At 35.8% G+C, this 14,712-nt stretch carries 13 protein-coding genes; 5 read left to right on the top strand and 8 right to left on the bottom strand.

Annotation, left to right across the window (positions count from 1 at the left end):
* Positions 1-5: 5 nt before the first annotated feature.
* On the bottom strand, positions 6-1,190 hold the full coding sequence (locus CDZ89_RS14785; protein WP_157842749.1) for an MFS transporter: 1,185 nt from the start codon (positions 1,188-1,190) through the stop codon (positions 6-8).
* A gap of 462 nt (positions 1,191-1,652) precedes the next feature.
* Here CDZ89_RS14785 and addB point away from each other — a divergent pair, with 462 nt between their 5' ends.
* The 4 genes from addB (at position 1,653) to CDZ89_RS14765 (ending at position 10,776) form a co-directional block, all read left to right on the top strand.
* On the top strand, positions 1,653-5,171 hold the full coding sequence (addB, locus tag CDZ89_RS14780; protein WP_100333906.1) for a helicase-exonuclease AddAB subunit AddB: 3,519 nt from the start codon (positions 1,653-1,655) through the stop codon (positions 5,169-5,171).
* Positions 5,168-8,932, top strand: a complete 3,765-nt coding sequence (gene addA / locus CDZ89_RS14775; RefSeq protein WP_100333905.1) for a helicase-exonuclease AddAB subunit AddA — start codon at positions 5,168-5,170, stop codon at positions 8,930-8,932. The genes addB and addA overlap by 4 nt, the downstream gene beginning before the upstream one ends.
* 325 nt (positions 8,933-9,257) lie before the next feature.
* Positions 9,258-10,460 carry a hypothetical protein gene (locus tag CDZ89_RS14770; protein WP_100333904.1) on the top strand — a complete coding sequence of 401 codons (1,203 nt, stop codon included), beginning with the start codon at positions 9,258-9,260 and terminating at the stop codon, positions 10,458-10,460.
* A gap of 10 nt (positions 10,461-10,470) precedes the next feature.
* Positions 10,471-10,776: a hypothetical protein gene (locus CDZ89_RS14765; RefSeq protein WP_096155201.1), complete on the top strand. Its 306-nt coding sequence runs from the start codon at positions 10,471-10,473 to the stop codon at positions 10,774-10,776.
* A 48-nt stretch (positions 10,777-10,824) separates the two neighbouring features.
* Here the strand turns inward: CDZ89_RS14765 and CDZ89_RS14760 are convergent, their stop codons facing one another.
* The 7 genes from CDZ89_RS14760 to CDZ89_RS14730 form a co-directional block, all read right to left on the bottom strand.
* On the bottom strand, positions 10,825-11,043 hold the full coding sequence (locus CDZ89_RS14760; protein WP_096155200.1) for a spore germination protein: 219 nt from the start codon (positions 11,041-11,043) through the stop codon (positions 10,825-10,827).
* 354 nt (positions 11,044-11,397) lie between these two features.
* Positions 11,398-11,616: a spore germination protein gene (locus CDZ89_RS14755; protein WP_100333903.1), complete on the bottom strand. Its 219-nt coding sequence runs from the start codon at positions 11,614-11,616 to the stop codon at positions 11,398-11,400.
* A 24-nt stretch (positions 11,617-11,640) separates the two neighbouring features.
* The gene (locus CDZ89_RS14750) at positions 11,641-12,030 is read right to left on the bottom strand and encodes a spore germination protein GerPE (RefSeq protein ID WP_100333902.1); all 390 of its coding nucleotides are present in this window, start codon (positions 12,028-12,030) and stop codon (positions 11,641-11,643) included.
* Between the two features lie 13 nt (positions 12,031-12,043).
* Positions 12,044-12,220 carry a spore gernimation protein GerPD gene (locus CDZ89_RS14745; RefSeq protein ID WP_096155197.1) on the bottom strand — a complete coding sequence of 59 codons (177 nt, stop codon included), beginning with the start codon at positions 12,218-12,220 and terminating at the stop codon, positions 12,044-12,046.
* A complete protein-coding gene (gene gerPC, locus CDZ89_RS14740) occupies positions 12,217-12,852 on the bottom strand; it encodes a spore germination protein GerPC (RefSeq protein WP_100333901.1) in 636 nt (211 codons plus the stop codon). Before gerPC ends, CDZ89_RS14745 begins: the two co-directional genes overlap by 4 nt.
* Positions 12,853-12,935: 83 nt before the next feature.
* Entirely contained in the window at positions 12,936-13,154 is a 219-nt protein-coding gene (locus tag CDZ89_RS14735; RefSeq protein ID WP_096155195.1) for a spore germination protein GerPB, read from the bottom strand.
* A 29-nt stretch (positions 13,155-13,183) separates the two neighbouring features.
* Positions 13,184-13,405, bottom strand: a complete 222-nt coding sequence (locus tag CDZ89_RS14730) for a spore germination protein (protein ID WP_096155194.1) — start codon at positions 13,403-13,405, stop codon at positions 13,184-13,186.
* Between the two features lie 128 nt (positions 13,406-13,533).
* Here CDZ89_RS14730 and CDZ89_RS14725 point away from each other — a divergent pair, with 128 nt between their 5' ends.
* Complete coding sequence (locus CDZ89_RS14725; RefSeq protein WP_100333900.1) at positions 13,534-14,712, top strand: DUF418 domain-containing protein; 1,179 nt, start codon at positions 13,534-13,536, stop codon at positions 14,710-14,712.

The raw sequence follows: 14,712 nt of genomic DNA, 5'->3' as shown, positions 1-14,712 counted from the left end.
TACATCTAAAGTGTATACCCCATGCTTTTTTTATTTAAATTCACTTTCTTCTCTTGATAAACTTCGACTCTACTAAGTGCAAAAATATTAACAACATACCATCCTATAAAAAATACAAGTAAAGCTGGAAAGGCAAATCGATCACTAATGATTGGTCCAATACTTGCACCAGTCAATAAGGTAAACGAATATAAAGAGATAGCAATCGCGCGTTTCGACTGAGCCATTAAACCGATGTAAGATATGATAGATGGAATTAATATCGACAGGCTTGCAACGAACAATATAGAAAAAATAGAAAATACCCATAACGAAGGTATTAAAAACATCATCAAGAAAGATAAGATAATTAATCCTATACAGACTATCATCGTTTCATTAATCCCTAGTTTCTTTGTAAAATAGCTTGTAAGTAAAGAAGAAAAAGTCCCAATCAATCCAATTGCATGTACGACATGTAAAAAATCACCAGTAAAGTGCGCATGTAAATGACGATAAAAACTATCAAAAAAAGCAACAAAAGAAAGCAGTAAGGAAAAAACAACAAAATAGCTTCTACGTAAATTACGATTTTTTAATAAGTCGTAAAAGGAACTAAATGGTAAGGGGTTTGTATTTCTATGTTTTGCAGAAGGGCTTAAAAAAACAATACATAAGACAAAAATGAGTAAGTAAAACAAGCTATAGGAAAAGTAGACACCTTGCCAACTCCAACTAGTTAAAATGGTATAGCTCAAAAGCGGACCTATCATTCCAGACATTAAAAAACCTGTGTTAATTAAAGAAATGACGATTGTTCGCATTCTTTCTTGATAATGGTCAAAGCAGTAAGCGAAGGCAACGGGAGCAAAAGATCCTAGTAAATAGCCTTGGAGAGATCTAAAGAAATAAAGGGTAGTTAAATTATTCGAGTATCCAACTAAAGCAGTAGCAAATGCAGCGCCTAAAATACCAAACATTAAGATGTTTTTACGTCCTAATCTTTCTGATAATGCACCAAAGCTCAATAACCCTATAGCATAGAAAAGAGTAAAAAAACTACTACCAATTACAACATCTGATACCGTAACGTTCCACTGTAAGGAAATGACAGTATATAATGGTAATAGTGTATAAATGTTACAAGCTACCAAAATCGCCATTAACACTAAAAGGATGCCAGACCCATAATAGCGTATAGATGAGAACATAAAACACCTCCCCATCTATAACGATATGCGCATCAAACAAAAAAGGTGCCTACATTCACTTTAACGTCACAATGCAAGTAACGGACGCCTATACCAAAACCAGCTTACCTTATAAATAAAAAATCGGTTATACTTTCATTAAAAGAGAAATGTAGGTTTTGGATTATTATGGTGTGTTAAGAATTGTTTAAACGATTTTTAGTTGATTTCAGCTGCAGGTGTGAGACTTCTCGAAAATGCTACTGCATTTTCTTCGTGCGATGTATCGCTCCGGAGCCTTCCTTGTCCTGCGGGAAAGCGCGTCAAGGGAGACCCCGCAGGCGCCAAATGCGCCGAGGAGTAGGTTTTTTCACGACAGTGAAAATAACCTTCCTTTTTACCGCCCGCGGAAAGGGAACACCTGCAGTTGAAATCAACAATTAGAACCGTATTTACCTTATATTAATTTAGAGGAGGGACTACATGTCGAAGGTGAAATTTATAATTGGTCGTACCGGAAGCGGCAAATCGACTTGGTGTCAAAATGAAGTAATTAAACAACTAGAACAAACTCCAGACGGATCACCAATTATCTACTTAGTACCAGAACAAATGACTTTCCAAACAGAATACGAACTAGTCCGCACTAATACATTAAACGGAATAATTCGCGCGCAAGTGTTTAGTTTTACGCGTTTAGCATGGAGAGTATTACAAGAAGTAGGTGGCATTAGTCGCTTCCATATAGACCAAACAGGAATACATATGATGCTTCGCAAAGTAATCGAGGAGCATAAACAGCAGTTCCATGTTTTTGGTAAATCTGCAGAGCAATTTGGATTTATTGAACAGATGGAAGGGATGATCACGGAATTCAAGCGATATTGCGTAACTCCAGAGCTTTTACAAGAAAAAATTCATCGAATGGAAACCGACGATATGATTGCTGACCACGAACGAATGTTAGCAAAAAAACTAACGGATATTTTGGTCGTTTATAGTCAATTGGATTCAATCTTACAAGGGAAATATGTAGATGGTGAGGATTACTTAACGTTATTAGCCGAAAAAATTCCTTATTCTAACTACCTAAAAGATGCAACAGTATATGTTGATGGATTCCATAGTTTTACACCTCAAGAATATGAAGTAATGAAAATGTTAATGAAGCAATGCAAATCCATTAACATCTCTTTAACACTAGATAAAGAATACAATGAAGAAGCTCCATACGATTTACATCTATTCAGAATGACTGGTGTGACGTATCAAAAGCTAAGAAACATGGCACTCGATGAAGGAATAAAGGTAGAGAAATCATTAATGCTAGAACCGTTCCAACGATTTACAAACGCCTTATCCTTACAACATTTAGAGCAATATTTTGATGTGAGACCAACTGTCGCTTATAGTGGCAAGTTAGAATTATCTATTTTTCAATCTGTCAACAGACGAGCTGAAGTCGAAGGAATTGCTAGAGAAATCGTTCAACTAGTTAGAGACAAAGGCAATCGTTATAAAGATATCGCGATCATTGTTAGAAATAGTAATGATTATAACGACTTATTGCACACCATCTTTACAGATTATGAGATCCCTCATTTTATGGATGCAAAAAAGACGATGCTTCATCATCCGTTGGTGGAACTAATTAGGTCAAGTTTAGAAACGATTACGCGTACCTGGCGATATGAATCAGTATTCCGCTGTATAAAAACAGACCTTTTGTTCCATCCAAAACAAAGACTTGATATTATGCGAGAAAAAACGGATAAACTTGAAAATTATGTTTTATCATACGGAATTCAAGGAAGTAAATGGACAAATGATAAGCCTTGGAAATATTTGCGCTATGCGAATATTGATACAGAAAGACCATATGTTCAAACAGATGCAGAGTTACGTTATGAAGAAGAGATAAATGAGTTGCGAGAATTAATTGTTCAGCCGATTTTAACTTTGCAAAAAAGATGGAAAAAAACAAAAACGGTTGAAGGATATTGTAGAGCGTTATATCAATTTTTAGAAGAATTGAAAATCCCGCAAAAACTAGAAGCTCGCATGGAAAAAGCAGAAGCGGAAGGACAATTGCAAAAAGCGAAAGAACATGAACAAGTATGGAAAGCGGTCATTAACATGTTAGACCAGATGGTTGAATTAATCGGAGACCATGCTGTTTCTGTATCCATGTTTTCAAATATGATTGAAAGTGGATTAGAAAGTATGCAATTTAGTCTAGTTCCACCTGCAGCAGACCAAGTAATCATTGCAAATTTTGATTTATCCCGTTTATCAAACATTAAACATACATTCGTAATTGGCGTTAACGAAGGCGTAATTCCAGCAAAAGTGAAGGATGAAGGCTTTGTCTCGGAGGAAGACAGAGAATTTTTATCCTCCTATGGCTTAGAACTTGCTCCAGGTAGTTTAGAAAAGCTATTAGATGACCACTTTTTAGCGTATATTGCTTTTACAAGTGCAAAGGAAAGACTTCATATTACGTATCCATTAGCAGATGAAGAAGGGAAGACGATGTTAGCTTCTTCCTATATAAAAAGATTAAAAGAAATGTTTCCAGAGTTAAAGGAAAGGTTAATTTTAAACGAACCAACGGATTTACCAATAGAAGAACAATTAGGGTTTATCCACTCACCATCTACTACACTTTCTCATTTGGCAGTAGAACTGCAAGCATGGAAAAAACATTATCCAATCGAAGACATCTGGTGGGACGTTTACAATGAGTTTCTTGCTGTGCCAACATGGAAGCGTAAAGCAGATATTGCACTAAACAGTTTATTTTATCGTAATGAAGCTGCGAACCTTAAGGAAGAAGTTAGCCAACAATTATATGGTGATCACATTCAAGCGAGTGTGTCACGAATGGAGAAGTTCCAAGCTTGTCCATTTTCCCACTTTGCCTCACATGGCTTAAAGCTAAAGGAAAGAAAGACATATAAACTAGAGGCACCAGACATAGGTCAGCTTTTTCATGCAGCCTTAAAGCAAATTGCTGATTCACTGCGTAAGCAAGGATTAGATTGGAGAGCTTTATCAAAGTCCGAATGTGAAAGATATGCTTATGAAGCGGTAGAAATGTTAGCACCTAAGCTACAGGCAGAAATATTACTAAGTTCTAACCGTTATCACTATATAAAGCAAAAACTCCAAGCCATTGTCAGTCGAGCATCCTATATTTTAAGCGAACATGCGAAAGCAAGTAAATTTACTCCGATAGGGCTTGAACTTGGTTTTGGGCAAAAAGAAGAACTTCCACCAATAAGCTTTACACTTCCAAATGGTACAACGATGGAGCTGATAGGAAGAATTGACCGAGTGGACAAAGCGCAAGGTGATAACGGACTTTTATTAAGAATCGTTGACTATAAATCCAGTGATAAAGGATTAGACTTAACAGAAGTTTATTATGGATTAGCATTGCAAATGTTAACGTATTTGGATGTCGTCATAACGCACTCTGAAAAATGGTTAGGCGAAAAGGCAACTCCTGCCGGGGTTCTGTACTTCCATGTGCACAATCCGTTAATCAAGACAAAAGGAATGGTAGCCGAGGATATAATTGAGGACGAAATCTTTAAAAGTTTTAAAATGAAAGGACTAATGCTCGGAGACGAAGATATTGTTCGGCTAATGGACCAAACGTTAGAAACAGGGACCTCTAAAATTGTATCTGCAGGAATCAATAAAAAAGGCGGATTTAGTGCTAGTTCCTCCATAGCTTCAGAAGAAGAGTTTACTGCATTACGTGAACATGTAAGAAACTCCTATATGAATATAGGTACTAACATAACGAGTGGTGAAACTAGCATTACCCCGTATAAGTTGAAAAATAAAACACCTTGTACATTTTGTTCTTACAAATCGATATGTCAGTTTGATACATCGTTAGAAGAAAATGAATATAGAATGTTACAACCTTTAAAGAAGGAAGAACTTTTAGCAAATTTAAATAAAAACAAGGAAGGAGGAGAAGTAGAATGATAGAAATGTATCCAAAACCAAAGGATAGTCAATGGACAGATGAACAATGGACAGCGATCGTCTCCACTGGCCGAGATATTTTAGTTGCTGCGGCTGCAGGATCTGGAAAAACAGCTGTATTAGTAGAAAGAATGATTCATAAAATTGTAAATGAACATGTAGATGTCGACCGATTGCTAGTGGTTACCTTTACGAATGCGTCTGCGGCAGAAATGCGTCATCGTATTGGTGAGGCGCTAGAGAAAGAGCTACAAAAAAAGCCAGCTTCTCTGCATTTACGTAGGCAATTAAGTCTTTTAAACCGTGCGAACATTTCCACTATCCATTCATTTTGTTTAGAAGTTGTTCGAAAATATTATTATTTAATTAATATTGATCCGAGCTTTCGAATTGCTGATACGACAGAAACACAAATTATTCAAGAAGAAGTGTTAGATGCACTATTAGAAAGTGAATATGGACAAGAAGATAATGTTCGTTTTTTTGACTTAGTAGATCGCTTTACAAACGACCGATCGGATGCGGCATTACAAACAATCATTTTAAAGTTACATGATTTTTCTAGAGCGAATGCCAATCCAGATAGTTGGTTAGATGAATTAGTAAATCGTTATAAGCAAGGAGCAAACGTATCGATAGATAGACTGCCTTTTATCTCTATGTTAAAAGAAGACATTTCGTTGCAATTAGAAGGTGCGAAGGCTATGCTCCATAGCGCTATGGAAATTACGAAACTTCCAGGTGGACCATACCCTAGAGCTGTAAATGTTGAGGAAGATTTAGCACAAATATTTCGCTTGGAAGAAGCATTAAAACATTCATGGGAAGAAACGTATCATGCCATGCAGTCGATTGACTTTCCGCGAGCGAAAACCTGTAAGGGTGACGAGTTTGATAAAGAAATCGGAGAGCGATGGAATAAACTAAGAAATAAAGCAAAGAAGGTAGTAAATGACTTAAAGGACGAATTATTCACTCGTAAGACAGAATCATTTTTAAAAGATTTAGAAGAGCTAGCACCAGTTATGGAAACGTTAGTTCAAGTTGTACGTAAATATGGTCAGAGTTTTACGAAAATGAAACAAGAAAAAGGGCTCGTTGATTTCTCTGACTTGGAACATTTGTGCTTAGCCGTTTTAGGAGTGGAAAATGAAGACGGAACAATAATTCGTTCTGAAGCGGGAATACGTTATCAATCACTATTTAAAGAAGTGATGGTGGATGAATATCAAGATACGAATATGGTTCAAGAAACGATTCTAAAGCTTGTAACAAAAGATGAAGAACAGTCAGGAAACATGTTCATGGTAGGAGATGTAAAACAATCTATTTATCGATTTCGACTTGCAGAACCTTTCCTATTTTTAAGTAAATATAAACGATTTGCGAAAGATGCTGAACAGATGGGGCAAAGAATTGATCTTAACCGTAACTTCCGTTCTCGAAAAGAAGTACTAGATGCAACCAACTATATTTTCAAACAAGTAATGGGAGAAAAAGTTGGGGAAATCGACTATGACGATCAGGCTGAACTTAAATGGGGAGCTAAAGATTATCCAGAGCATAATCAGACATCTGCAGAACTTATTTTAATTAATAGAGAAAGTAATCAAGAAGCAGAGAGTGATGAGTTGGATGAACATGTTGCAGGTGAAGCTACTTTTGACAAAGTAGAATTAGAAACGGCACAAGTAGAAGCCAAATTTATTGCCAAAAGAATAAAAGAATTAGTTCAATCTAAATTTCAAATTTATGATAAACATTTAAAAGGTATGCGTGCAGTTACGTATCGAGATTTTGTCATATTGCTACGTTCGATGCCATGGGCACCTCAGTTTACGGAACAATTTAAACAAGAAGGTATACCACTATATGCAAACCTTAGTACGGGTTATTTTGAAGCAACTGAAGTCGCTGTGATGATTTCACTTTTAAAAATCATTGATAACCCATATCAAGATATACCGTTAGCTTCTGTGTTGCGCTCACCTATTGTTGGCTTAGATTCAAATGATTTAGCAAACATTCGAATTCAACAAAAAAGTGGCACTTATTTTGAAGCATTACGAAAGTTTTGTAGAGAAAGTGTTGAAACAGAAGGAGAAGAGGTAATACAACAAAAAGTAATCTTCTTTCTAGACATGTTACAAAAGTGGCGTTCGCAAGCGAGAGAAGGAGCACTTTCGGACTTAATATGGCAACTATACCGTGATACAAGTTTTTATGACTTTGTGGGTGGAATGCCAGGGGGTAAACAAAGACAGGCAAACTTACGTGCTCTATATGATAGGTCAAGGCAATACGAATCAACGTCATTTCGTGGATTATTTCGCTTTTTACGATTTATCGAGCGAATGCAAGATAGAGGAGAAGACCTTGGGGCAGCAAGAGCACTAGGGGAGCAAGAAGATGTTGTTCGTTTAATGACAATCCATTCGAGTAAAGGTTTAGAATTCCCGATAGTGTTTGTTGCTGGCCTTTCTAAACAATTCAACATGATGGATTTAAACAGTTCCTATTTACTTGATAAAGAGTTCGGGTTAGCGACTAAATTTGTCCATCCCAAACTACGAATCACGTATCCAACCATTTTACAATTAGCAATGAAACGAAAAGCAAGAGCTCAGCTTATTGCAGAAGAAATGCGTGTTTTATATGTAGCACTAACTCGTGCAAAAGAAAAACTATACCTATTAGGTACAGTTAAAGATGCAACAAAATCGCTCGCTGACTGGAATGAACATGTAAGTAATGAACAATGGCTTCTACCAGACTATGTAAGAGCAAATGCCAAAACGTATCTTGACTGGATAGGTCCTTCGTTAGTTAGACATAACGATACAGAGGTGTTGCGAACAGATTCTGTTTCAGCCATAGTACCTGAAGAAATAACGAAACATCCAGCGAAGTTAACTATATCCATTATTCCAGTTGCTGAATTTTTAGCTGAAATGGAAGAAGAAAAATTAGAAGAACAGGCTTTAACTGAAATAATAAAAAAACGAGAAGCAGTTCCTATAGAGTCAGATTGGAAAGATACAGTGAAAAAGCAATTACATTGGCAATATAATTACGCCACTGCCACATCGGTCCGTTCCAAACAATCCGTTTCAGAGCTAAAGAGGTTAAAAGAACCACAAGACCCTTATGCGGATATGCAATTAGTCTCAACGACGAAGAAATTTTTCTTGGATCGACCAAAGTTTGTTCAAAAGCAAAAATTGGCTCCAGCAGAAATTGGTACTGCCGTTCATGCTGCCATGCAACATATCGACTTCCAAACGGATTTGGTAACAATTTCTTCGGTTAGAGAGCAAATAAGTAAGATGGTTGCACGTGAGCTTATTACAGAAGAGCAAGCAAAAGTAGTGGACGTAGAATCAATCGTAACGTTTTTTGAAACGCCAATTGGAATGCGCCTAAGAAATGCGAAGAAAATTCAGCGTGAAGTGCCATTCAGTTTTGCTTTAGAAGCAGATGAGTTATATGGTAAAAGTGAGCTAGCAGGCGAGACGGTTTTACTTCAAGGTGTGATTGACTGTTTATTTGAAGATGAGCATGGTGTAGTATTACTTGATTATAAAACAGATACAATCACAGGTCGCATCAAGAAAGAAGAAGAAGAAATACAATCAATGCTTCGTAGTCGATACGAAAAGCAAATAGCCTATTACAGTAAAGCTGTCGAACAAATTTGGCATAAAACCGTCAATGAAAAATATTTATTTTTCTTTGATGGTAATCGGTTAATAAACATATAATTTATTTGTAATACAGAAATGCTCTTTTCTCAAAGTTTGTTGCTTTTAAATTTAATTTAAAATCGTTAGTGGATTGGAGCGGAAGGAACCTGACTCCTGCGGGAAGTAGAGCGAAGCGGGAGACCCCACAGGCGCATGCGCCGAGGAGGCTCCCGTCGCTCCCCGCGGAAAGCAGGTTCCTGCAGCGGAAAGGAACGGGCTGCATTAATATCCAAAACAACAATCATTTAGAAAAGAGAGCCTAAAGAAAAAAAGAATATGCTTAATGGAGCTTGGCTATATTAGCCAAGCTTTCCTTTACTACTTATCGGGGGAATGGTTTTGAATGAATGAATCTAGTGATAAGAAACAAAATCTCGAATCCGAAATAGAATTAAACGATAAAAACGACAAAGTAGCTAAGCTTAAATTAGAAGAAGAGAAATTAAAAGCTATTCTGAAAAAGGCTAGCGAGAAGCAAAAAGCCTTGAAAGAAGAGTGGAAAAATGTAAGTTTACAGGTGAAAAAAAAACAATTACTGAAGCAAGCCTATGACGCAAAGCTACAAATTGTTCAAAAAGAAGAGGCATTGAAACAAGTTGTGGATGAAGAAAATTCCCTATATATTAAAATCCAAAAAACAACGAATGAAATAAATAAACTTGAAAACAACCAAAGTAAGATGAAGGCGAAGTTCACATCTGTATGGGAAAGAACAGAATCCTATTTCCAATCCACAGCTAATTTAACTGCAAAGTTAGATTGGTTGTTGGCAAAGATAGATAGAGAAGAGGCCAACCTAAAAGAACAACTGGAGCAGGAGAGAGTTATACAACTTGCAATGGAATTATCAAAAAAATTAATACAAGGTAAAGCTTGTCCCGTATGTGGTTCCACTCAACATAAACCTGTGATAATGGAGAATGAGAAAAAAATAAGGCAAGAAGAGTTAGAGGAACTGGAGCAGTTAAGAAAACTAATTCAAAAAGAGTATCAACAGAACATAACAATTAAAGTGAAATTTGAGCGTTTAGCCTCTGAATTGTTTGAAATGTTACAAGATACAAATTTTCCTACTGTACTCCATGAAGATGAATCACTGTATCAATGGGAAAGAAGTTATCCAAAGGAAAAAAATAGCACGGCTTTTTTAAAAGCATTATTTAAGGAAGTGTCAAGTGAACAAAAAGCACTACGACAAGACGTTTTACAGATAACGAAAGAAAAAGAAGCCTTAGTGGCAAACTATAATTTGAGAGCAGTAAATAAAGATCACTTAGTGATATTATTAGATACGTACAATGTGGATTGGCAAAAGTGGAGTGATCGATTAATACAAGGGGAAAAAGAAATAGACTTATTAAAAGATCAATGGATGGATACATTTATAGATGTAGCGTATCAATCTTTAGAGAATGAAATAGTAACGATAAACAAATTACAGGAAGAGATGAATGCTTTACAACATAGACTCCTGAAAAGTGTAGAATTTATTGATAAAAAGAGAGAAGAATTATTGGAAATAACGCAAAAAATAAATAAAAGTTGAGCTGATAAACATGGCTAAGAAGAAATTTAATACTGGAACATGTGAATTATGTAGAAGAGAACATGTCGAAATAACCGTACATCACTTAACACCGAAAGAAATGGATGGAACCTTTTTACCTACTACAAATTTATGTATCCCATGTCATAAACAAATTCATGCGTTATATCCAAATGAGGAACTTGCAGTTAGGTTGAACACGATAGCATTGTTGAGGAAAGATGAAAAAATATCGAAGTTTTTAAGGTGGATTCGAAAGCAACCTTCCACCAAAATTCCTATAACAAGAAAATCAGCACAATTAAAAAAACGATAATAAAGCCAGCCTCATTCGACCTTAAGGCTGGCTTTATACGTTTATTTATTAGTTATTTGCCGAGATATTCTGATCGTTAACATCAGGATCAATGGTGTTTGTTGCACTTAGACCGTTATTTGTTACGATAAAATTCCCTGTATTAAAACATCCAGATCCGGCATTTGTTTTAGACGCACTTTTAGGCGAAAGATAAAATGAATCACCAAAATTTACGGCGCCACCACTAATACTATTGATAGCAACAGGACCGACTATTGCAGGCATACGAGTCATCCTTTATATATCATGATAAAATAGTATATGTTACAACAGTCTAGTTTGTTCATATCTGTGAGGAGTACCCGCTGTTGATTGGAGCGCAAATCTTCGCTTTCCGCGGGCGGGCCGGGAGCCTCCTCAGCGCATTCGCGCCTGCGGGGTCTCCCGCTTCCCGCTTCTCCCGCAGGACAAGGAAAGCTACGGAGCGATTCATCGCACGAAGAAAATGCGTATGCATTTTCGAGGAGTCTTCATTTGCGCTCCAATCAACAGCTAGAAAGGGCTAATTAATAATTTACTGATAAATATAATTTCATTTTAATGAAAATAAAACCTCGGACATTTTGTATATAATTATACTTATTGATTTGCTGCTATATTTTGGTCATTAACATCTGGGTCAATTGTATTTGTTGCGCTAAGACCGTTATTTGCTACGATGAAATTTCCTGTGTTAAAACCTCCAGAACCACTTTGTGTTTTACCTGTAGCCTTCGGGCTTAAGTAAAAGGAATCACCGAAGTTAACAGAGCCACCACCAACAGAATTAATTTGTACTGGGCCTACAATCGCTGGCATACGAGTCTTCCTTTCTCATTTTCATCATTCTTCATCTGCTTCTTTATCGTTACCATTTCCAAGTAATTGTCTTATATGCTTTATTCTAGCTTCTGCATTTGTCGTTTTATTTGAACCAATTTGAAAAACAGACGAAAAGGAAATACCACTTATATCTACCTTCTGTACATGTATGTTACGGTTATTATTGGTAACATTCAAGCAAACATTTTCGGTAATAACCGGTTTGGGAATTGGTCTAGTGAATAATGAATAAGCAAGAAAATTTCCTTCTCTTCCATAAAATCGAGGAAATTCCCTCTTAACAGCTAAAGCTTTCGAAAAAGCATTAATGTTAGCAGAATCTCCAATGGTAAAATGAGAACTAAATGATAAGGAGTGAACATTAACTTCTTCTACCTGGGAAACTCTCATATTTATACACCCTTTACTCTGCTGTTAACGGAACAAATGGACCGATGATAAGTGATTCTGGCGGAGTATCGAAAATGGAACTTAAACAAATATTTTGAGTGTCACCTATAAGAAAAATGGAAGAAGAAGATACCCCTGTAATTTCGATATGATTAACATGTAAACCGTTATTTACTACATGGAAATTCAAGATTTGCCACCACCTTTATTACTAGGTATTGTCTGGATAAAAGTCGAAAATGCTTTTGTCATATCTGTTTTTAATTGTTGTACAGTCATTTTACGAATTTCATCGTCACTTAAATTTTGTTTTATTGCTTCAGGTGTAATTTGATTTAAATATTGATTAATTCGTTTCGGTAATTGTGACTTTATATCTTGTATCATAAAATCGGAATAATGGACATCTAGTTGTCTTCCTTGATTAGCGGCCACTGTATTAATTGCATTTGAGGCGTCTTTTTCTAAATAGTTTCTTAAATCTTCTTCCACTAATTTAGCGACATTCTCACTGCGCTTTTGAACAGATACTTGCATGTTGTCTTGCGTCACGATGAAGTCCTCTATTTCTCCAGTTGAACCTGGAGTTAACCCGATATTTAACGTTCCTTCTAATGTTTCCACTTTTAGTTGGTCAAACTTATATTCAATCCGTTCAATATTCATCGTCGGTTTTTCTTTTAGTTGGATGATCTCTTGTTGCATTGTTTTTAAAAGTTTTTCGAGCGTCTGAATTTGTTTGTGTTGTTTTTCCACTATCTCTTGCATCTGTTTCATCTGTTGTTGAGATTCGTAAAAGTAAGGTTGTTGTTGATAATACATAATGATCACCCCGTTTGCGCACGTTTTTGTTAATACTTAATGTATGCACATATGACGAATGGGTGAATGCCTATTTCAGTTCACTAATTAGCAATACCACCTATTGGTACAAAAGAGCCTCCTTCATCAATATCTCCACTTCCTGTAGGAGCTGGCTCAACAAAACCTCCAGTATTGTATAAATTAGAGAGTGATTTGATAACACCAGCACTCCCAATTTGAAAAATAGAGGAGTTGGATACACCGCCAATTTTTATCTGATGTATCGTAATGTTTTGATGAATAAAAAAGTTTGTTGCCAATTTAATCGCCTCCTTTAAGAAGCAACAGATTACATGTTTAATGCAACCGGCTGATCGTTAACATCTTGATCATACGTATTTGTTTGGCTATTCGTATTGCTAACATTAATTTTATCTGCGGTATTAAAACTTCCTGCACCAGCGAAAGTTTTTGCAGAACTTATAGGCGCCATACTGAATACATCACCAATATGAAAAATAGCAGCATTACCGATGCTATTTACATTTACTGCTCCAACAATTGCGGGCATACTAAGAACTCCTTTAAAACTTTCTTATTGGTATACTATGATAAACGCCCTTGTTTGTGAAAAAATAGAAGACGATTATACCAATAAAGCGTTATAATAAATTGTTGGAAATAAAAGGAGGAGATGGGATGCAACCTATACAGGAAAAAGAAAGAATTGTAACGTTAGATATAATTAGAGGATTTGCTATTTTTGGAATACTTTTAGTAAATATGCTTGCTTTTTTTTCTCCGTTTATATACATAAATCCAAATGAATACTGGACGCATCAAACGGATATATGGGCATTAAGTTTTATTGATATTTTTGCACAAGCGAGCTTTTACACGTTGTTTTCTTTCTTGTTTGGTTATGGATTCATTATCTTTACAACTAGATTACAAGAAAAAGGACTGTCAGTAGGGAAATATTTTAGTCGGAGGCTATTTGTACTTTTAATCATTGGTTGTATCCATGCGTTTCTTATTTGGCACGGAGATATATTGATTCTTTATGCTTTAATTGGCTTTCTTTTAATTCCATTTTTGAAAGTATCTGTTAAAGGATTAACCTGGACAGCTGTATTACTATTAGTAATACCTAATGGATTACTTGCACTCTCTTATTATATTGCTGTTAAACTTGGAATGGGTTATGAGTTTTTTGATGAGATGAAGCCTATGGTTGAACAGTCCATAGAAGTATATAAGAATGGTTCTTACTTAGAAATTACGGCACAGCGTATACACGATTGGAGCTTTGTAAATATTAGTAACTTTATTTTTATTATCTTTACATTGTTACCAATGTTTTTACTTGGAGCAGCTGCGGCGAAGATTAAGCTAGTTGAAAAAGCAACAGAGCATTTAAAATTATTAAAAGGTTTATGGGTTACTACCCTTATCGGTACGTTGGTCTTTAAACTTTTACCGTATTATACGGATAAAAATCTCTTTACAGAGATTGTACAAGACTTTTTCGGCGGACCGTTTCACGCCATTTTTTACTTCACAACGATTACATTACTTGTGAAAATGAACGTTGCATACTCATTGCTAGCACCACTTCGCTATATCGGAAGAATGAGTTTGTCTAATTATTTATTACAATCCGTTGTTTGTACTTTTATCGCTTATGGCTATGGCTTAGGGTACTATGATGATTTATCAGTATCATTTAGAATATTTTTAGCTATTATTCTTTTTTCTGTACAAATAATGTTAAGTAAATGGTGGTTAAGTCGCTTCCAATATGGTCCTGCAGAATGGATATGGAGAATAGGAACATATGGTACAATGCAACCAATCAAAAAAGTTATGAAGGGATAA

This window comes from Bacillus alkalisoli, from assembly GCF_002797415.1.
GTDB classification, from domain to species: Bacteria; Bacillota; Bacilli; order Bacillales; family Bacillaceae_I; genus Bacillus_CD; species Bacillus_CD alkalisoli.
The sequence above is the reverse complement of the archived record's forward strand: the minus strand, read 5'-3'. Positions and strand labels throughout refer to the sequence as shown.

What these genes read in the sequence shown, in the direction of transcription:
- CDZ89_RS14785 (WP_157842749.1), bottom strand. Translation starts at nt 1,190, where the DNA reads ATGTTCTCATCTATACGCTATTATGGGTCTGGCATCCTTTTAGTGTTA.
- addB (WP_100333906.1), top strand. Translation starts at nt 1,653, where the DNA reads ATGTCGAAGGTGAAATTTATAATTGGTCGTACCGGAAGCGGCAAATCG.
- addA (WP_100333905.1), top strand. Translation starts at nt 5,168, where the DNA reads ATGATAGAAATGTATCCAAAACCAAAGGATAGTCAATGGACAGATGAA.
- CDZ89_RS14770 (WP_100333904.1), top strand. Translation starts at nt 9,258, where the DNA reads ATGAATGAATCTAGTGATAAGAAACAAAATCTCGAATCCGAAATAGAA.
- CDZ89_RS14765 (WP_096155201.1), top strand. Translation starts at nt 10,471, where the DNA reads ATGGCTAAGAAGAAATTTAATACTGGAACATGTGAATTATGTAGAAGA.
- CDZ89_RS14760 (WP_096155200.1), bottom strand. Translation starts at nt 11,043, where the DNA reads ATGCCTGCAATAGTCGGTCCTGTTGCTATCAATAGTATTAGTGGTGGC.
- CDZ89_RS14755 (WP_100333903.1), bottom strand. Translation starts at nt 11,616, where the DNA reads ATGCCAGCGATTGTAGGCCCAGTACAAATTAATTCTGTTGGTGGTGGC.
- CDZ89_RS14750 (WP_100333902.1), bottom strand. Translation starts at nt 12,030, where the DNA reads ATGAGAGTTTCCCAGGTAGAAGAAGTTAATGTTCACTCCTTATCATTT.
- gerPC (WP_100333901.1), bottom strand. Translation starts at nt 12,852, where the DNA reads ATGTATTATCAACAACAACCTTACTTTTACGAATCTCAACAACAGATG.
- CDZ89_RS14730 (WP_096155194.1), bottom strand. Translation starts at nt 13,405, where the DNA reads ATGCCCGCAATTGTTGGAGCAGTAAATGTAAATAGCATCGGTAATGCT.
- CDZ89_RS14725 (WP_100333900.1), top strand. Translation starts at nt 13,534, where the DNA reads ATGCAACCTATACAGGAAAAAGAAAGAATTGTAACGTTAGATATAATT.